The organism is Actinoplanes sp. NPDC049118 (assembly GCF_040648555.1).
Taxonomy (GTDB): Bacteria; Actinomycetota; Actinomycetes; order Mycobacteriales; family Micromonosporaceae; genus Actinoplanes.
This window is the reverse complement of sequence record NZ_JBEZDY010000002.1, coordinates 176,600-193,556: the sequence shown is the minus strand read 5'-3', so window position 1 is coordinate 193,556 and position 16,957 is coordinate 176,600. Positions and strand designations below refer to the sequence as shown.

The window sequence follows — 16,957 nt, the reverse complement described above, 5'->3', positions numbered from 1 at the left end:
TACCTTCCGGTACGACTCCTAGAGGCCCGTTGGCTTGTGAAAGACACCGTCCGGTCCCGGCAGGTAGCTGTGGACCGCGACGACCGCCGCCACCGGGATCGGCTCGTAGACGTGCGGGAACAGCATGCCGCCCGGATCCGGCGGATCCCCCTGCTCCCAGACGACCGGCCTGCTCAGCCGCTCCTCGTCGATCTCCAGCAGCACGATGTCCCGCCGCCCCCGGGCCAGCGCCGTCGCCGGGACCGCCACCTGGTCCGGGGTGGAGCAGTGGATGAAGCCCTGGCTAAGCAGCGTGTCGGCCCGGTAGACGCCGGCGGCCTCGGCGGCGTCCCACTCGGCGCGGGGGCAGAAGTGCAGGATCATCCCTTCTCCAGGTATTCGGCGCGTTCCTCATCGACCAGCGCCGTCACCGAGGCCAGCAGCGCCGGGTGTTTCGCCAGGGTCGGGTCCTCGCTCACCAGCTCGGACGCCTCCGCGCGGGCGTCGGTGATGAGGTTCTTGTCCCGCAGCAGCGAGAGCAGCCGCAGGTGGCTGTGCCGGCCGGACTGCAACGCGCCGAGCACGTCGCCCTCGCGGCGCTGCTCCAGGTCGAGCTCCGCCAGCCGGAAGCCGTCCGTCGTGGACGCCACCGCGTCGAGTCGCTCGCGGGCCGGGGTGCCCTCGGTCGCCTCGGTCACCAGCAGGCAGATGCCCGGCGCCGAGCCCCGGCCCACACGTCCGCGCAGCTGGTGCAGCTGGGAGACGCCGAAGCGGTCCGCGTCCATGATGATCATTACGGTGGAGTTGGGCACGTCGACGCCGACCTCGATGACCGTGGTCGCGACCAGCACGTCGAGGTCGCCGGCGGCGAAGCGGCGCATCACCGCGTCCTTCTCGTCCGCGGGCAGCTTGCCGTGCAGGATGCCGATCCGCAGGCCGTGCAGCGGGCCCTCCTCGAGGATCGGCGCGACCTCCATCACCGCGAGCGGCGGGCGGCGGGCCGGCTCGTTGTCGCCGGGCGGCTGCTCGTCCTCCTCCGCCTCGGTCGCGCCGATCCGCGGGCACACCACGTAGGCCTGGTGGCCGGCCTTCACCTCCTCGCGCACCCGCTGCCAGGCCCGCTCCAGGAACGCCGGGCGTTCTGGCGGCACCACGTGCGATGCGATGGGCGAGCGGCCGCGCGGCAGCTGCGACAGCGTGGACGTCTCCAGGTCGCCGTACACGGTCATCGCGACGGTGCGCGGGATCGGCGTGGCGGTCATGACCAGCACGTGCGGCGGCTGGGCCGCCTTGGCGCGCAGGGCGTCGCGCTGCTCGACGCCGAACCGGTGCTGCTCGTCGACCACCACCAGGGCGAGGTCGTGGAAGTCGACGCCCTCGTAGAGCAGGGCGTGGGTGCCGACGACGATGCCGGCGCTGCCGTCGGCGACCTTGGCCAGCGCGGCCCGGCGGGCCGCCGCCCCGAGCGAACCGGTGACCAGGGTCAGCTGCGTGCCGTCGGGGTCGCCGTCCAGCTCGCCGGCCCGGCCCAGCGCGCCCAGCTGAGCGCCGATGCTGCGGTGATGCTGGGTGGCGAGCACCTCGGTCGGCGCCAGCAGCGCGGCCTGCCCGCCCGCGTCGACGACCTGAAGCATCGCGCGGACCGCGACCAGCGTCTTGCCCGAGCCGACCTCGCCCTGCAGCAGCCGGTGCATCGGATGTTCCCGCGCCAGGTCCGCGGCGATCTCCTCGCCGACCTGCGCCTGCCCCTCGGTCAGCTCGTAAGGCAGCGTCGCGTCGAACTTCGCGAGCAGCCCGGCCTCGCTGCGCGGCCGGGACCTGCCGGGCAACGCGGACGCCCGGGCCTTGCGCTGCACCAGCGTCAGCTGTACGGCGAAGGCCTCGTCCCACTTCAACCTGTACTTGGCGAGGTGCAGGTCCTTGTCGGAGCTGGGCCGGTGGATCTCCCGCAGGGCCTTGCCGATCCCGATGAGGTTGCGGCTCGCGCGGACCGTGCCCGGCAACGGATCCTCGGGCGGCTGGAAGTTCTCCAGCACCTCCCGCACGTAGCGCGCGATGGTCCACGTCGGCACCGCGGCCGCCGCCGGGTAGACCGGGATCAGCGCGCCGGCGAACTCCTCGATCTCCTCGGCGGCCTCGTCCTGCGTCGCGTCGGCCTTGAGCAGCTGGTAGGCGGGCCCGTTGAGCTGGCGCTTGCCCCGGAATTCGGTGATCTTTCCGGCGAACAGCCCCCACCGTCCGGTGCGCAGCTCCCGCTCGCGCCACGCCTGATTGAAGAAGGTGCACGTCAGCGTCGCCCCGCTGCCGTCGCCGATGGTGATCTCGAGCATGTTGCCGCGGCGCTGCCGCATCGGGCGCACCGTCGTGCTCTTCACCTGCGCGAGCAGGGTGACCTGCTCGCCCACCTCGAGTTTCCGCATGTCGGTGTGCTCGCCGCGCTCGTCGTAGCGGCGCGGGAAGTGATAGATGAGGTCGCCCGCGGTGTGCAGGTCGAGATGGGTGGCGAGGGCCTTGGCCTTCGCGGCGCCGAGCACCTTCTCCAGCGGGGTGCCGGTGGTGGTGACGGTGGTCGTGTCGGTCATTCCACTCCTACCAGCAGGTGGTAGCGGGGCTGGCCGCCCGCGTAGCAGTGCAGCTCGACGAAGGGCCACTCGTGGGCGAGGTGGCCGCGCAGCCGTTCGTCGAGGCCGGCGGGCGCGTCGGCGCCGAGCACCAGGGTGGCCAGTTCGCCACCGCCGCCGAGCATCCGGTCGAGCAGCCGGCGGCAGACCTCCTCGAGGTCGGCGCCGATCACGTGCACCTCGCCGTCGACCAGGCCGAGGAGGTCGCCGGGCCGGCACCGGCCGGCCACGGTGAGCGCCTCCCGGCTGGCGGTGCAGACCTCGCCGTAGCGGCAGGCGCCGGCGGCCTCGGCCATGGCGATGACGTCGTCGTCGAAGGGGCGCTGCGCGTCTCGCACGGCGAGCGCGGCGAGCGCCTGCACCGGGGAGCGCGTCGGCACCACGCTGACCCGCAGCCCGGTTGCGGCCGCCTCACGCGCGGCGGCGCTCGCGACGGCGTGGGTGTTGGCGTCGTTGGGCAGCAGCACCACCCGGCCGGCGCCGGTCGCCGCGATGGCGGCGAGCATCTCGGCGATGGACGGATTGCGGCCGACGACTACGGCGCCCTCGTCGGCGAAGAGGGAGGTGAGCCCGTCCCCGGCGGCGACCACGACCGCCGCCCGCGCACCCGGGTCGGCCGGGACCGGCACGTCGGCCGACCGGCGGTGCTCGCCGTGGCCGGTGCCGACGGCCGTCGCCCCGCCGGAAGGTTGGTGGCTCCCGTGCGGGTGCAGGCGGTCGACCAGTCTCGTGACGGAGATCCGGTGTGGACGGCCGGCGACGATGCCCGCCTCGACGGCGGCGCCGATGTCGTCGACGTGGATGTGCACGTTCCAGGTGGGCGGCTTCCCCTCGCCGGTGCCGACCACGACGAGCGAGTCGCCGAGCCGATCGAGCTCGCCCCTGAGCACGTCGACCGCGTCGGGCTCCGCATCGAGGAGGTACTGCACCTCGTAGCCGAAGCCCTCCCAGACGGCCGGCGACCCGCCCGCGGGCGGCACCAGGGCCTCGACCGCGGCGGGTCCGGGCCCGGCGATGTCGGCTAGCGGGCGGGACGCGGTGTTGCTCAGGGCGTCGACCAGGGCCTCGAGGAGCAGGACCAGGCCGCGTCCGCCCGCGTCGACCACGCCGGCCCGGGCCAGGATCGGGAGCTGCTGCGGGGTGCGGGCCAGGGCCTCCGCCGCCGCGCGGGCCGCGGCCCGCGCCACCGCGATCAGGTCGTCCGAGGCGATCCGGCCCGCGCCGTCCGCCGCGGCCGCCACCACCGACAGCACCGTGCCCTCGACCGGCTTGGCCACCGCCGCGTATGCCGCCTCGCTGGCCGTGCGCAGCGCCCGGGCCAGTTCGCCGCCGCGCACCGCCACCGACGTCGCGAAGGCGTCGGCCATGCCGCGCAGGATCTGCGAGACGATGACGCCCGAGTTGCCTCGTGCGCCGAGCAGCGCCCCGCGTGCCATCCGGCGCATCGTGCGCCCCAGCGGTGTCTGCTCCGCCGCCTCGGCGACCTCGCCGGAGAGGGCCGGGGGCTCGTCGAGGGCCTGCTGCGCCGAGGTGAGGGTGAGCACCAGGTTGGTCCCGGTGTCGCCGTCGGGCACCGGGTAGACGTTCAATTGGTCGATCTCGTGCTGGTGGGCGCGGAGCGACGCCAGCCCACCGCCGCACCAGCGGCGTATCGCGGCGGCGTCCAGGGAGTCCAGCACGCGAAAAGCGTACTAACCGGGACCGACAATTGCTGGATGCAGGGTTCGCGGCAGGCGGGACAAGGGGCGATTGGCTGTCCCGGCCGACCATCGGGTAATCTGGCCAGGTTGCCCGGACGCAGGCTGTCCGGGGCACCCTCAAGTTCGTATCAATCCCAGGAGTACCCCGTGGCTAGCGTGTGCGACGTCTGTGGCAAGGGACCGGGCTTCGGCCACAACGTGTCCCACTCGCACCGGCGGACCAACCGCCGCTGGAACCCGAACATCCAGTCGGTGCGCACCCCTGCCGGTGGTGGCAACACCAAGAAGCTCAAGGTCTGCACCTCGTGCATCAAGGCCGGCAAGGTCGTCCGCGCCTGACCGCAGCGACATTGCAGCCCGTCAGGTCCTCGACCTGGCGGGCTGGTTTGCGTAAACGGCTCAGAGCACCCGGGCGTAGGACAGCACACCCTCCTCACCCTTGTAGTACCCGAAGTCCTCGATGCGCTCGTAGCCGCACCTGAGGTACAGGGCGATCGCCTCGGGCTGCTTGTCGCCCGTCTCCAGGATCACCCGCTTGCAGCCCCGCTCCCGAGCGGACTCCTCGAGCGCCGCCAGCACCCGGCGGGCCACGCCGCGGCCGCGCGCCGCCGGGACCGTGAACATCCGCTTGAGCTCGGCGTCCTGCCCGTGCGCACGCCAGCCGGCGCAGCCCAGCAGCTCGTCGCCCGCGTAGGCCACGAAGAACGCACCCCGCGGCGGCGCGAAGTCCGAGGCCGCCACCGGGGTGTCGTCGCCGCTGCCGCCGTACCGGCGGCCGAGTTCGGCTAGCGCCTCGGCTATCAGTCGCTGCACGGCGGGCTCGTCGAACCGGGCCTCGCGAATCTTGATCTCCTCCACGCCGACAAACACTAATCAGCGCGGTCAGCGGAAGTGGTCCCACCCCTTGTCGCCCTGCCACGGGCGACGGTCGACGGTCACCCCGGTGCCCTCGTGCACGCTGCCGATCGCCCGCCAGCCCGGCGGTAGGGCCACGCCGGCCGGGAACGTCGCGGCCAGCGCGTGGTCGTCCCCGCCGGCGAGCAGCCAGACGTACGGGTCGACGCCCAGCGCCGAGGCCGCGTCGCGCATCTGACCGGGGATCTCGAACGCGCTGCGGTCGATGTCGATGCCGACCACGCTGGCGGCGGCGATGTGGCCCAGGTCCTGCAGCAGCCCGTCGGAGATGTCGATCATCGCGGTGGCGCCGGCCCGGGAGGCGGCGGGACCGGCCGTGTACGGCACCTCGGGCCGCCGGTGCGCCTCGACGAGCAGCTTCGGCGTGCGGAAGCCGCGGGAGAGGATGGTGAACCCGGCCGCGGCGTGGCCGGTGCGCCCGGCGAGCGCGACGACGTCGCCCGGCTGGGCGCCGCTGCGCACCACCGGCTCGCGGCCCTCCAGGTCGCCGAGGGCGGTGACGGCGACGGTCAGCGTGGGGCTGGACGACATGTCGCCGCCGACCACGCCCGCGCCGACCAGGCCCGCCTCCGCCGACAGGCCGCCGGCCAGCTCCTCGGCCCAGTCCGCCTCCAAGTCCGTCGGCACGCAGAGCGCGACCAGCAGCGCGGTGGGCTTCGCGCCCATCGCCGCGATGTCGGCGAGGTTGGCGGCGGCCGCCCGGTGGCCCACGTCGGCGGCGCTGGACCAGTCGCGCCGGAAGTGCCGGCCCTCGACCAGGATGTCGGTGCTCGCCACGATCCGGCGATCCGGCGCCGCCACGACCGCGGCGTCGTCGCCGGGGCCGAGCAGGCTCGCCGTGCCCGTCTCGAGCCGCGCGACGATCCGGGCGATGAGCCCGAACTCACCCGCCTCCGCGATTGTCAACGTCCCACCGTTCCTCTCGACCTCAGGAGTCTTCCACCTTGCGGTACGGCGAAGCCGCCCGGCCGGCCCCGGTGCGCGCGGCAATGCGCTTCCGACCGGCTCCGTACTGTAGTTTCACGTTCGAGTCGCCAGCGTTGGCGGATAGGAGTCTGATCGTGGTCCAGGCATACATCCTCATCCAAACGGAGGTCGGAAAGGCCCGTGACGTGGCCGCCGCGATCGACAAAATCAATGGAGTGGTACGCGTCGACGCGGTCACCGGGCCCTACGACGTCGTGGTACTGGCGGAGGCACACTCGGTCGACGAGCTCGGCAAGATGATTGTGAGCAAGATCCAGTACGTACCGGGCATCACCCGGACCGTGACGTGCTCCGTGGTAAACCTCTGACATGGTCAACGTGGAGACCCGCCCCGAGCCCCAGCCGCCGGCCGTGGACCGGACGGCGCGCAGCGCCGCGCTGTGGGCGGCGGCGATCGCCGTGCCGGTCGCCGTGCTGACGGGTCTGCTGGTCTTCTCGAAGATGGTTCCCGGTGCGGACACCGCGGCACCCGCGCCGCCCGCGACGCAGCCCGCGGTCGTACCGGCGGATCCGGTGCCGATGGCCGCGCCGAAGCTCGCGGCCCGGGCCGCGCAGGTCTGCCTCGCGGTGACCTCGCAGCTGCCGGCCAAGGTCCGCGACCTGGCGGCCCGCAAGGTCAGCGCCGGCCCGGAGCAGAACGCGGCCTTCGGCGAGCCCGCGCTGACCCTGGCCTGCGGGGTCGCCCGGCCGGTCATGTGCGAGACGCTCGCCCAGACCGGCTCGGGCTGCGTGCCGCTGGACGCCGAGCTCATGACCATGAACAGGGTCTGCTGGTACGCCGACGAGCAGAGCGCCGCGACCACGTTCACGACCATGGACCGCGAGGTCCCGGTGCGCGTCACCGTCCCGAAGCAGTACGCACAGGCCGCGCAGTGGGCCAACGAGTTCTCCGACGTCGTGGTGAAGACCGACAGGTCGATCACCGGCGGCCTGCCGGCGGGCTGCGTCTAGTGCAGGCCGGTGCCGCGGCGTAGCGCGGTGCGGATCAGCCGGTCGACGACCTTGGGGTACTCCAGGCCGGTGGCCGCCCACATCAGCGGGAACATCGAGGTCGGCGTGAAGCCCGGCATCGTGTTGATCTCGTTGAGGTAGATCTCGTTCTCCGCGGTCACGAAGAAGTCGACGCGGGCCAGGCCGGCGCAGTCCAGCGCGGTGAAGGTGCGGGCGGCGTACTCCTGCACCCGGCGTGCGACCTCGGGCCGGAGGCCCGCGGGAATCTGGTACGGCGTCCCGTCGCCCAGGTACTTCGCGTCGAAGTCGTAGAAGTCGTCGCCCTCGGTGTTCACCAGGATCTCGGCCAGCAGCGACGCCTCGGGCGCCCCGCCGGCCTCGCCCTCGAGCACGCCGCACTCGATCTCGCGGCCGACGATACCGGCCTCGACCAGCACCTTCGGGTCGATCTGCCGGGCCTTGGCGACCGCCGCGTCCAGGTCCGCCCAGTCGGTGACTTTGCTGATGCCGTGCGACGAGCCGGCCCGTGACGGCTTGACGAAGACCGGCAGGCCCAGGCGCTCCTTGTCGGCCTCCGAGAGCGAGGAGCCGGCCCGCAGGACCGCGTACGGGCCGACCGGGATGCCCTCCGCGACGGCGAGCTTCTTGGTGAACTCCTTGTCCATGCCCGCCGCCGAGGCGAACACGTTCGCGCCCACGTACGGGATGCCGGCCATCTCGAGCATGCCTTGGATGGTGCCGTCCTCGCCGTAGGCTCCGTGCAGGGCCGGGAAGACGACGTCGACGCCCGCGAGCACGGCCACCCCGTCGCTCGGGTCGAGGACCATCAGGCCGGCGGAGGTGGGGTCGGCGGGCAGCACCACGGCCCTACCGGACTCGGCGGTGATCTCCGGCAGCTTGCGGTCGGTGATGGCGAAAGCCGCCGGGTCGCCGCTGGACAGAACCCAGGCGCCCGCGCGGGTGATGCCGACCGGCACGGCCTCGTACTGGTCCGGATCGAGGGCGCCGAGGATGCTGCCGGCGCTCACGCAGGAGATGGCGTGCTCGGTGCTGCGCCCGCCGAACACGATCGCCACACGGGTTTTGCGAGGGGTCGTCATGACATGGCCTCTCGTTGCCGGACATCGCTAGGCTGCCTGCGCCCGGTTGCCGGGGACGGCGGGCACGCCGGGGGTGACCCTACTCTGCGTAGACAATATTCCGATGACGCGGGCGCTGGCTCGGCAAATGTGGGACGGGGAGTCGATGAGACCAGCACTGCACGTGATCGCCTGGCCCGGCCCGGGGCGGCTGGCGACGATGGCGCACCCGCGCGGGGGCGACTGGCTCGCGGGCGAGATGACCGGGCTGGCCGCGGCCGGGGTCGACGTCTTCGTCTCGGCGCTGACCTGGGAGGAGGACCGCCGGCTCGGCCTCACCGAGGTGGCCGGGGCCGCGTACGCCGCCGGGATCGAGTTCCTGTCGTTCCCGATCGCCGACCGGGGCATACCGCGGGCCGGCGACATGGCCGACACGGACGTGGTCGCCCTGGGCGTACGGCTGGCCGCGCACGTCCGCGCCGGGCGGTTCGTGGTGACGCAGTGCTTCGCCGGCATCGGCCGCTCGACGCTGCTGGCCTGCGCGACCCTGGTGATGCTCGGCGTCGGGCCGGAGCGGGCGCTGGAGCTGGTGGCGCAGGCGCGCGGCCTGCCGGTGCCGGACACCGAGGTACAGCGCGACTGGCTTTACGCGTTCGCGCTGCACCACGGCGGCTGACCCGCGCCGCCGGGGATCAGCCGGCGGTGAACGTCTGCGGCAGCGCGCCGGACTCCCAGAGCCCGTCGAGGTGCGCGAGGAAGCCGACCAGGCTGCGCTCCAGCTCGCGGCGCTCGGCCGCGGAGAGCACGGCGAGCGGATCGGAGAAGATCAGACCCTCCGGGTGCCGTGCCCGGGTGCCGACGAATCGGCGGCAGGCGGTGCACCAGACGTAGCTGATCAGCGTGGGGCGGCGGGCGTTCTCCGCGGCGTTCACGTACGCCCGCACGCCGCGACGGCCGCAGGCGGGGCAGTCACGCTCGCCGGGGGCGGCGAGGAAGCTCTCGCCCTGCGCCAGCGCCGCCACCTCGTCCGCGCTGAAACCGCTCCAGGTCATGGCGATCAGGCCGCGTCGAGCGCGGCCGTCAGGTCGGCGACCAGGTCCGCCGCGTCCTCGATGCCGCAGGAGAGCCGGACGAAGCCCGGCGCCGTGTCCTCGCCCCACTGCGCGCGCCGGTCGGCGGTGGTGTGCAGGCCGCCGAACGAGGTCGCCGCGAAGACGAGTTCGGAGGCGGTCAGGAACCGGGCCACCCGCTCGGCGCTGCCCAGGTCGAACCCGATGATGCCGGGAATGCGGCGCATCTGCGCCGCGGCCACCGCGTACGACGGATCGGCCGGCAGCCCCGGGAAACGCACGTGCCGCACGTCCGGGCGCCCGGCCAGCAGCTCGGCCAGCACCACCGCGTTGGCGCTCTGCCGGGCCAGCCGCAGGTCCAGCGTGGCCAGCGAGCGGTGTGCCAGCCAGGAGTCGAACGCGCCGGGGATGCCGCCGGTCTGCGCGCGCCAGGTGGTGACCTTGGCCAGCAGCTCGTCGTCGTTGGTGGCCACGTAGCCGAGCAGCACGTCGGAGTGCCCGGTCAGCGCCTTGGTCCCCGACGCGACAACCAGGTCGGCGCCGAGCTCCAGCGGGCGCTGCCCGAGCGGCGTCGGCGTGGTGTTGTCGACGGCGACCAGCGCCCCGGCGGCGTGCGCGGCCGCCGACACCGCGCGGATGTCACAGACGTCCAGGCCGGGGTTGGCCGGCGTCTCCAGCAGCACCAGCCGCACCCCGGAGAAGGACGGGTACGGGCCGGCCGTCGGCACCAGCACGGTCTTGACGCCCAGGTCGCGCAGCGTGCCCTCGGCGAACGCGCGCACGGCGTAGTAGCCGTCCGACGGCAGCGCCACGGTGTCGCCGCTGCGCACGGTGGAGAGCAGCATCGCGGTGATGGCCGCCTGCCCGCTCGCGAACGCCAGCACGGCGCCGCCCTCGAGCTCGCCGATCGCCGCCTCGAGCGCGCGCCGGGTGGGGTTGTCCGGCCGCCCGTAGCCGTTGACGCCCGGCCCGTTGACCGGGTCGAGGTGGTACGGCGCCGCGAACACCGGCCCGGGCAGGAATGGCTCACCCGGTACCGGATCCGGCAGGCCCGCGTGCACGACCCGCGTGCCGTCCCCGTCGAAGGTCACTCCGGCTTCATCTCCCGACCCATCAGCAGCTTCACGGCGACCCGCGGGTCGACGCCCTCGTGGCAGACCCGCTCCACCTGCTCGGTGATCGGCATCTCGACGCCGTGCGCGCGGGCCAGGTCGCGGATCGCCAGGCAGCTCTTGACGCCCTCGGCGGTCTGCCGGGCGGCGCGCTGCGCCTGCTCCAGGGACTCGCCCCGGCCGAGATGCTCGCCGAAGGTGCGGTTGCGCGACAGCGGCGACGAGCAGGTGGCGACCAGGTCGCCGAGGCCGGCCAGGCCGGCGAAGGTCATCGGGTCGGCGCCGAGCGCCACGCCGAGCCGGGCGGTCTCGGCCAGCCCGCGGGTGATCAGCGAGGCCTTGGTGTTGTCACCCATCCCCATCGCGGAGGCCATCCCGTACGCGAGCGCGATGACGTTCTTGACCGCGCCGCCCAGCTCGCAGCCGATGACGTCGTCGCTGGTGTACGGCCGGATGTAGGGCAGCGCGATGGCCTGCTGCACCTGCTGGGCGCGGGACTCGTCGGTGCTCGCCACCACGGTCGCCGCGGGCTGTTCGGCGGCGATCTCGGGCGCCAGGTTCGGCCCGGAGACCACCACCACCCGGGCCGGGTCGACGCCGGCCGTCTCGACGATGACCTGGCTCATCCGCTTGGTGGTGCCGAGCTCGATGCCCTTCATCAGCGAGATCAGGGTCGAGTCGGCGGGCAGGTGCACGGCCCAGTCGGCGAGGTTGCCGCGCAACGTCTGCGACGGCACGGCGAGGAACACCAGCTCGGCGCCGTCGAGCGCGGCCGCCAGGTCGCTGGTGGCGCTGACCCGGTCGGGCAGCTTGACGCCCGGCAGCGCGGTCTCGTTGACCCCGTCCGCGCGGATGGCGGCGGCCACCGACTCGCGGCGGGCCCATAGGGCCACGTCCGAACCCGCGTCGGCCAGAATCTTGGCGACCGCCGTGCCCCAGGCACCGGCACCGAGCATCGCAGCGCGCGTCATGCTGCGCCTTCCTTTCGCATCGCCCCGTGCCTCTGTCCCCGTCCCCGTCCCGAAAGCTCGCTCATGCCATCGCCTCCGCTGGCGCTCCGGCGATGACATGAGTTCGAGACTGAGCCGATGATTCGCTCGCAAGCTCGCTCATGCCATGGGCCCCGTCGGGCCCTGGGTCCGGCTGGAGACCTGGTAGAGCGGGGGCGGAGTCTCGTTGCGCAGCTCGGCGAGCAGGTCGCGGGTGTCCAGCTGGATCGCCTCGGTCATCTGCTCCAGCACGGCACGGCTGGGCGCCTGGCCGTGCCAGCGGCTGAGGTCGACGGGCTTGCCGACGGACACGCTCACCGGCACGCGGCGGCCCAGCGAGATCTTCTTCGTCCGCACGTCGTGCACCTGCTGCGCACCCCAGGTCGCCATCGGCACCACCGGCGCCCCGGTGACCAGCGCCAGCCGGGCCGCGCCGGTCTTGCCCCGCATCGGCCACAGATCGGGCTCGCGGGTCGTGGTGCCCTCCGGGTAGATCACCACCACGCCGCCCTCGTGCAGGGCTTCGATGAGAGAGTCGAGGGACTTCACCGCCTCTACACTGCCGCGTTCGACCGGGATCTGCAGGGTCTTGCGGAGCATGAAGCCGACGAACGGCACCTTCCAGATGCTCGCCTTGGCGAGAAACCGGGGCCAGCGCCCCGACGCGTAGACGAAGTGCGCGACCAGCAGCGGGTCGAACTGCGACATGTGGTTCGGCGTGATGATGAATCCGCCGCGGGCCGGGAGGTTCTCCATGCCGCGCCAGGTGCGCTTCGTCCAGGCCTGCATCCCGGGTAACAGGAGCAGCACGGCGAGTCGCTGCCAGAATCCAAGCCTGCGCCGCGCCATGGTGCCTCCCTGCTCACCCGCGGCGTGCCCCGCGCCGCCGTCCCCACCCTGCGACGAATCATGCCTGCTCCCGGTCGCCGTAGCCAGGGCGGGTCCCGGCACCGGGCCGGTGGCAGGATTGACGCCGTGTCAGGAGCGGACTGGACGGCGGTCATTCCCGTCAAGCGTCTCAGCGCGGCCAAGAGCCGGCTGCGCGGCGCCGTGCTCGACGCCCGGCACGAGGACCTGGCGCTGGCGATGGTCCGCGACACTGTCGCCGCCGTCACATCCTGCGCGCTGGTGGCCGAGGTGCTGGTGGTCACGGACGACCCCGCCGCCACCGCCGCGGTGGCGGCGCTCGGCGCGCGGGCGGTGCCCGACCGTCCCGGCGCGGGGCTGAACGCCGCCCTGAGGTTCGGCGCCGACCTGGTCGCCGGGCTGTCCCGGCGGCGCGCCGTGCTCACCGGCGACCTGCCCGCGCTCCGGGCGGACGAGCTCGGCGAGGCGCTGGCCGCGGCCGGGGCGGGCCGCAGCTTCGTCGCCGACGCGGCCGGCACGGGCACGGTCCTGCTCACCGCGGACGCCGGCGTCCCGCTCGAGCCGCGGTTCGGGGTCGGCTCGGCGGAGTCGCACGCCGCGTCGCACGCCCGGGCGCTGTCCGGGTCCTGGCCGGGGCTGCGCCAGGACGTGGACACCGCCGACGATCTGCGCACGGTGCTCGCGCTCGGCGCCGGCGAGCACACCTGCGCGCTGCTGCGTGATCTCGGACTCATCGCCGACTGCGGCGCATGCGGTGTGCCGGCGGGCCCGCACCGGTAGCGTTGCCCGCATGCAGGGCACGGTCGCGACCTTCGATCCACAGACCCACACCGGGACGCTGCTCCTCGACGACGGGAGTGAGCTGCCGTTTCCCGCCGAGGCGTTCCGGGCCTCCGGGCTGCGCCTGTTGCGCCTCGGGCAGCGTGTCTCCATCGAGGCCGGGCCGGACGGGAGTGTGCACAAGGTCGAACTTCCCGGAATCAGATGAGGCTTGTTCGTTTCCTGTTCACCATGGACGGGCGATGATGGGGGCCATGACCACCCCGCCCCGGACACCCGACACGACCGTGCCCCCTGCGGCTCGCCGCCGCGGCCCGAACGGGCGGTTCCTCCCCCGCGGCGAACAGGCCGCCGGGACGGGGACGGTCAGCGACCAGAGCGCAACCGAGCCGACCGCCATCGAGCCGCCGGAGCCCGCCGTGACCAGCCCCACCGCCACCCCCGCCACCCCCGCCGAGAGCGCCGTCACCTACGGCTCGGACGACCTCGCCGACGTGCAACTGCCCGAGCTGCCGGACGACCGGTTCCTCAACCGGGAGCTGTCCTGGCTCGACTTCAACGCCCGGGTGCTGGCCCTCGCCGAGGATCCGGAGACCGCGCTGCTGGAGCGCGCGAAGTTCCTGGCGATCTTCGCCAGCAACCTCGACGAGTTCTACATGGTCCGGGTCGCGGGCCTCAAGCGCCGGCTGAAGGCCGGCCTGCCGATGCGTGGCGGCGACCGCTCGTCGCTGCGCCACCAGCTCGCGATGATCACCGAGCGGGCCGCGGATCTGGTCACCCGGCACGCCGCCTGCTTCGGCGAGGAGGTCCGGCCGAAGCTGTCCGCCGAGGGCATCGAGCTGGTCAGCTGGGGCGAGCTGGACGCACCCGAGCGGGAGCGGCTGCGCACGTTCTTCCGCGAGCAGGTCTTCCCGGTGCTGACCCCGCTGGCCGTCGACCCGGCGCACCCGTTCCCCTACATCTCGAGCCGCTCGCTGAACCTGGCCGTCGCGCTGCGCGATCCGGCCGGCAGCAGCGCCGAGCTGTTCGCCCGGATCAAGGTGCCGGACAACGTGCACCGCTTCGTGACGGTGCAGAACGACAGCCGCGGCGTGCGTTTCCTGCCCGTCGAGGAGCTCATCGCCGCGCACCTGGATCAGCTCTTCTCCGGGATGCAGATCCTGGAGTGGCACCTGTTCCGGGTGACCCGCAACGCCGAGCTCGAGGTCGACGAGGACCGCGACGAGGACCTGCTGCAGGCCCTCGAGCGCGAGCTCGCCCAGCGCCGCTTCGGGCCGCCGGTGCGCCTCGAGGTGGCCGCCTCGATCAGCGACCACGTCCTCGACCTGCTCTCCCGCGAGCTCGAGATGGACAGCCAGGACGTGCTGCGGGTGCCCGGACTGCTGGACCTGTCGGCGCTGTGGCAGGTCTTCGGCGAGTGCGACCGCGACGACCTCAAGGACCGTCCGTTCGTGCCGGCCACCCACCCGCAGCTCGCCGACGGCGAGGTGCCGCGCAGCGTCTTCAACCGGCTGCGCGAGTGCGACATCCTCGTGCACCACCCGTACCACTCGTTCTCCACAAGCGTGCAGCGCTTCATCGAGCAGGCCGCCGCGGATCCGAACGTGCTGGCCATCAAGCAGACCCTCTACCGCACCAGCGGCGACTCCCCGATCGTCGACGCGCTCGTCGACGCCGCCGCCGCCGGCAAGCAGGTCGTCGTGCTGGTCGAGGTGAAGGCGCGCTTCGACGAGGTCGCGAACATCGCCTGGGCACGCACCCTGGAACGGGCCGGCTGCCACGTGGTCTACGGCCTGGTGGGCCTCAAGACACACTGCAAGACCTCCCTGGTGGTGCGCCAGGAGGGCAACCAGATCCGCCGCTACTGCCACATCGGTACCGGCAACTACCACCCGAAGACGGCGCGGCTCTACGAGGACTTCGGCATGCTCACCGCCGATCCCGAGGTGGGCGCGGACGTCACCGATCTGTTCAACGTGCTTACCGGGTACAGCCGGCAGACCGCCTTCCGGCGCCTGCTGGTGGCGCCGCACGGAGTCCGGGCCGGGCTGATCGAGCGGATCGAGGAGCAGGCCCGGATCGCCCGCGCCGGCGGCGAGGCGCTGGTGCAGTTCAAGGTGAACTCGCTCGTCGACGAGGAGACCTGCGACGCGCTCTACCGCGCCTCTCAGGATGGCGTGAAGGTCGACCTGATCATCCGCGGCATGTGCGCGCTGCGCCCCGGCGTGCCGGGCCTGTCGGACAACATCCGGGTCCGCTCGATCGTCGGCCGGTTCCTGGAGCACTCGCGGGTGTTCCGCTTCGGCGCGGGCGACGACGCGGAATACTGGATCGGCTCCGCAGACCTCATGCACCGCAACCTGGACCGCCGGGTCGAGGCGCTGGTCCGGGTGAGCCTGCCGTCCGCCCAGAACGACCTGCGCAGCGTGCTGGAGTTGTCGATGCGCGACGACGGCGAGGGCTGGGACCTGGCGGGCGACGGCACCTGGCACCGTCGCGCGTCGACACCGTCGGACCCGCACGTCCACCTGCAGGAGGCGCTGTTGCGCCGGATCATCGGCAAGGCGGTCTGATTGGCGCCCGAGCCCGTCCGGGCCGCCGGCGGCGTCCTGTGGCGGCCCGCCGGGGACTCCATCGAGGTCTGCGTCGTGCACCGGCCGTACCTGCGCGACTGGAGCCTGCCCAAGGGCAAACTCGACGACGCGGAGCACCCGCTCGCCGCGGCGGTACGCGAGGTGCTGGAGGAGACCGGCGTGCACGGCGAGCCCCAGCTGCGGCTGCCGGAGGTCGCGTACACGATGCCGAACGGCGCGGCCAAGACGGTCGAATTCTGGCTGATGCGCGCCCTGGACGGCCCGGCCGCGGCCCCGGCGGACCCGACCGAGGTCGACACCGTGGTCTTCCTCTCGCCGGCCGACGCCGTCGCGAGGCTGAGCTATCCCGACGACCGGCGCCTCGTGGAGCAGGTCGCCGGGCTGCCGCCGGTGACCGCCGTGACGGCGCTGGTCCGGCACGGGCACGCGGGAAAACGCGGCGAGTTCGCGGGCGAGGACGATCTGCGGCCGATCGACGAGCGGGGCCGGGCCGAGGCGGAGACGCTGGGCCTGGTGGTCTCGCTGATCGGCCCGCGGCGGCTCGTCTCGGCCGGCCCGTTGCGCTGCCGGCAGACCCTCGAGCCGCTGGCGGCGCGGCTGGGCCTGCACATCGAGACGGATCCGGCGTTCGCGGAGCCGGCCGACGTGGACGAGGTGCCGGCAACGGTGCGGGCGGCGGCGGCCCGGCTGGCGGAGCTTCGCGACGGCGACCGGGCGGCCGTGAGCAGCCAGGGCAAGGTGATTCCGGGGTTGCTGGCGCGGTTGGACGGCGCCGACGACCCCGGGCCCTACCGGACGCGCAAGGGCTCTGGCTGGGTCCTCACGTGGTCCGGCGACCGCCTCCTGGCGTTGAGCCGGATCTAGGCCGCACCGGGCTCGCCGGCCGGCGAGGGGGCGGCGGCAGCTGGTCCGCCCGCCAGTAGCCGACCAGATCGCCGGTGAGCCAGCGGGCCCGCCAGAACTCGTCGTCGCGCGGCTCCCAGTCCCGTAACGGCAGCAACGCGACCCGCCACGACAGCACGCTGGCGAGGTACCAGCCGTAGAGCGGGACGAGACCGAGCGCCGCGTCGCGACGCCGGTAGGAGCCGTACGGCCCGAGCACGAGGACGGCGAGTCCCGACCAGGCACAGGTGACGGCCCAGTCCAGCAGCCCCTGCCCGGTCCAGCGCTCGGTCAGGTCGCCGAATGTCCAACCGGGCACGACGGCACCGGCGAAGACGGCCGCTGCGATCAGCGACCTGCCGACGAGGCCACGAGGTTCGGCGGATCTACGGTCCATGAAGCGGACCGTAGGCTCAGCGGCCGCTACGGCG

The 16,957-nt window shown here is 73.2% G+C and carries 19 protein-coding genes; 8 read left to right on the top strand and 11 right to left on the bottom strand.

Annotated features, from left to right (window positions below; all coding sequences use genetic code 11):
- Positions 1 to 18: 18 nt before the first annotated feature.
- From AB0B58_RS03415 to AB0B58_RS03405, 3 genes are read right to left on the bottom strand one after another with little or no spacing between them, the layout of a single operon-like run.
- Positions 19 to 363, bottom strand: a complete 345-nt coding sequence (locus AB0B58_RS03415) for a DUF952 domain-containing protein (RefSeq protein ID WP_360216736.1) — start codon at positions 361 to 363, stop codon at positions 19 to 21.
- Positions 360 to 2,561, bottom strand: a complete 2,202-nt coding sequence (gene recG, locus AB0B58_RS03410) for an ATP-dependent DNA helicase RecG (RefSeq protein WP_360216733.1) — start codon at positions 2,559 to 2,561, stop codon at positions 360 to 362. Before recG ends, AB0B58_RS03415 begins: the two co-directional genes overlap by 4 nt.
- The gene (locus AB0B58_RS03405) at positions 2,558 to 4,279 is read right to left on the bottom strand and encodes a DAK2 domain-containing protein (protein WP_360216730.1); all 1,722 of its coding nucleotides are present in this window, start codon (positions 4,277 to 4,279) and stop codon (positions 2,558 to 2,560) included. The genes recG and AB0B58_RS03405 overlap by 4 nt, the downstream gene beginning before the upstream one ends.
- A 168-nt stretch (positions 4,280 to 4,447) precedes the next feature.
- Here AB0B58_RS03405 and rpmB point away from each other — a divergent pair, with 168 nt between their 5' ends.
- On the top strand, positions 4,448 to 4,639 hold the full coding sequence (gene rpmB, locus AB0B58_RS03400) for a 50S ribosomal protein L28 (protein WP_023561910.1): 192 nt from the start codon (positions 4,448 to 4,450) through the stop codon (positions 4,637 to 4,639).
- Positions 4,640 to 4,699: 60 nt separating this feature from the next.
- Here rpmB and AB0B58_RS03395 read toward each other — a convergent pair whose 3' ends face one another.
- Together AB0B58_RS03395 and AB0B58_RS03390 are read right to left on the bottom strand one after the other, a co-directional pair.
- A complete protein-coding gene (locus AB0B58_RS03395; protein WP_360216726.1) occupies positions 4,700 to 5,158 on the bottom strand; it encodes a GNAT family N-acetyltransferase in 459 nt (152 codons plus the stop codon).
- A 24-nt stretch (positions 5,159 to 5,182) separates the two neighbouring features.
- Positions 5,183 to 6,121 (bottom strand): thiamine-phosphate kinase, encoded by a 939-nt coding sequence (locus AB0B58_RS03390; protein ID WP_360216723.1) that lies wholly within the window; start codon positions 6,119 to 6,121, stop codon positions 5,183 to 5,185.
- Between the two features lie 155 nt (positions 6,122 to 6,276).
- On the opposite strand from AB0B58_RS03390, the gene AB0B58_RS03385 reads away from it, so the two are divergent.
- Together AB0B58_RS03385 and AB0B58_RS03380 are read left to right on the top strand one after the other, a co-directional pair.
- Positions 6,277 to 6,510, top strand: coding sequence for an Lrp/AsnC ligand binding domain-containing protein (locus AB0B58_RS03385; protein WP_360216720.1), 234 nt, complete (start codon positions 6,277 to 6,279; stop codon positions 6,508 to 6,510).
- Between the two features lies 1 nt (position 6,511).
- Positions 6,512 to 7,153 carry a DUF3515 family protein gene (locus AB0B58_RS03380; protein WP_360216717.1) on the top strand — a complete coding sequence of 214 codons (642 nt, stop codon included), beginning with the start codon at positions 6,512 to 6,514 and terminating at the stop codon, positions 7,151 to 7,153.
- Here AB0B58_RS03380 and AB0B58_RS03375 read toward each other — a convergent pair.
- Complete coding sequence (locus AB0B58_RS03375; RefSeq protein ID WP_360216714.1) at positions 7,150 to 8,253, bottom strand: D-alanine--D-alanine ligase family protein; 1,104 nt, start codon at positions 8,251 to 8,253, stop codon at positions 7,150 to 7,152. The two genes, AB0B58_RS03380 and AB0B58_RS03375, sit on opposite strands and share 4 nt — an antisense overlap.
- 145 nt (positions 8,254 to 8,398) lie before the next feature.
- Between AB0B58_RS03375 and AB0B58_RS03370 the strand changes: the two genes are divergently transcribed.
- Positions 8,399 to 8,908, top strand: coding sequence for a hypothetical protein (locus tag AB0B58_RS03370; RefSeq protein ID WP_360216711.1), 510 nt, complete (start codon positions 8,399 to 8,401; stop codon positions 8,906 to 8,908).
- A 16-nt stretch (positions 8,909 to 8,924) separates the two neighbouring features.
- Here the strand turns inward: AB0B58_RS03370 and AB0B58_RS03365 are convergent, their stop codons facing one another.
- The 4 genes from AB0B58_RS03365 to AB0B58_RS03350 all read right to left on the bottom strand — a co-directional run bounded on the left by AB0B58_RS03365 (position 8,925) and on the right by AB0B58_RS03350 (position 12,252).
- A complete protein-coding gene (locus AB0B58_RS03365; protein ID WP_360216708.1) occupies positions 8,925 to 9,284 on the bottom strand; it encodes a hypothetical protein in 360 nt (119 codons plus the stop codon).
- Between the two features lie 5 nt (positions 9,285 to 9,289).
- Entirely contained in the window at positions 9,290 to 10,393 is a 1,104-nt protein-coding gene (locus AB0B58_RS03360; protein ID WP_360216705.1) for a cystathionine gamma-lyase, read from the bottom strand.
- A complete protein-coding gene (locus AB0B58_RS03355) occupies positions 10,390 to 11,385 on the bottom strand; it encodes an NAD(P)H-dependent glycerol-3-phosphate dehydrogenase (RefSeq protein WP_360216702.1) in 996 nt (331 codons plus the stop codon). The genes AB0B58_RS03360 and AB0B58_RS03355 overlap by 4 nt, the downstream gene beginning before the upstream one ends.
- Before the next feature lie 138 nt (positions 11,386 to 11,523).
- On the bottom strand, positions 11,524 to 12,252 hold the full coding sequence (locus AB0B58_RS03350) for a lysophospholipid acyltransferase family protein (RefSeq protein WP_360216699.1): 729 nt from the start codon (positions 12,250 to 12,252) through the stop codon (positions 11,524 to 11,526).
- 126 nt (positions 12,253 to 12,378) lie between these two features.
- Between AB0B58_RS03350 and cofC the strand changes: the two genes are divergently transcribed.
- Genes cofC through AB0B58_RS03330 form a run of 4 tightly spaced genes read left to right on the top strand, consistent with a single transcriptional unit; the run spans position 12,379 to position 16,508 of the window.
- Positions 12,379 to 13,050, top strand: coding sequence for a 2-phospho-L-lactate guanylyltransferase (cofC, locus tag AB0B58_RS03345; protein ID WP_360216696.1), 672 nt, complete (start codon positions 12,379 to 12,381; stop codon positions 13,048 to 13,050).
- Between the two features lie 10 nt (positions 13,051 to 13,060).
- Positions 13,061 to 13,258, top strand: a complete 198-nt coding sequence (locus AB0B58_RS03340; protein WP_360216693.1) for a cold-shock protein — start codon at positions 13,061 to 13,063, stop codon at positions 13,256 to 13,258.
- A 46-nt stretch (positions 13,259 to 13,304) separates the two neighbouring features.
- On the top strand, positions 13,305 to 15,623 hold the full coding sequence (locus AB0B58_RS03335; RefSeq protein ID WP_360216690.1) for an RNA degradosome polyphosphate kinase: 2,319 nt from the start codon (positions 13,305 to 13,307) through the stop codon (positions 15,621 to 15,623).
- The gene (locus AB0B58_RS03330; protein ID WP_360216687.1) at positions 15,624 to 16,508 is read left to right on the top strand and encodes a bifunctional NUDIX hydrolase/histidine phosphatase family protein; all 885 of its coding nucleotides are present in this window, start codon (positions 15,624 to 15,626) and stop codon (positions 16,506 to 16,508) included. It abuts the gene before it with no gap.
- Here the strand turns inward: AB0B58_RS03330 and AB0B58_RS03325 are convergent.
- On the bottom strand, positions 16,465 to 16,923 hold the full coding sequence (locus AB0B58_RS03325; RefSeq protein ID WP_360216684.1) for a hypothetical protein: 459 nt from the start codon (positions 16,921 to 16,923) through the stop codon (positions 16,465 to 16,467). The two genes, AB0B58_RS03330 and AB0B58_RS03325, sit on opposite strands and share 44 nt — an antisense overlap.
- Positions 16,924 to 16,957 lie beyond the last annotated feature (34 nt).

What these genes read in the sequence shown, in the direction of transcription:
- AB0B58_RS03380 (WP_360216717.1), top strand. Translation starts at nt 6,512, where the DNA reads ATGGTCAACGTGGAGACCCGCCCCGAGCCCCAGCCGCCGGCCGTGGAC.
- AB0B58_RS03370 (WP_360216711.1), top strand. Translation starts at nt 8,399, where the DNA reads ATGAGACCAGCACTGCACGTGATCGCCTGGCCCGGCCCGGGGCGGCTG.
- recG (WP_360216733.1), bottom strand. Translation starts at nt 2,561, where the DNA reads ATGACCGACACGACCACCGTCACCACCACCGGCACCCCGCTGGAGAAG.
- AB0B58_RS03355 (WP_360216702.1), bottom strand. Translation starts at nt 11,385, where the DNA reads ATGACGCGCGCTGCGATGCTCGGTGCCGGTGCCTGGGGCACGGCGGTC.
- AB0B58_RS03350 (WP_360216699.1), bottom strand. Translation starts at nt 12,252, where the DNA reads ATGGCGCGGCGCAGGCTTGGATTCTGGCAGCGACTCGCCGTGCTGCTC.
- AB0B58_RS03415 (WP_360216736.1), bottom strand. Translation starts at nt 363, where the DNA reads ATGATCCTGCACTTCTGCCCCCGCGCCGAGTGGGACGCCGCCGAGGCC.
- AB0B58_RS03365 (WP_360216708.1), bottom strand. Translation starts at nt 9,284, where the DNA reads ATGACCTGGAGCGGTTTCAGCGCGGACGAGGTGGCGGCGCTGGCGCAG.
- AB0B58_RS03340 (WP_360216693.1), top strand. Translation starts at nt 13,061, where the DNA reads ATGCAGGGCACGGTCGCGACCTTCGATCCACAGACCCACACCGGGACG.
- AB0B58_RS03325 (WP_360216684.1), bottom strand. Translation starts at nt 16,923, where the DNA reads ATGGACCGTAGATCCGCCGAACCTCGTGGCCTCGTCGGCAGGTCGCTG.
- AB0B58_RS03375 (WP_360216714.1), bottom strand. Translation starts at nt 8,253, where the DNA reads ATGACGACCCCTCGCAAAACCCGTGTGGCGATCGTGTTCGGCGGGCGC.
- AB0B58_RS03335 (WP_360216690.1), top strand. Translation starts at nt 13,305, where the DNA reads ATGACCACCCCGCCCCGGACACCCGACACGACCGTGCCCCCTGCGGCT.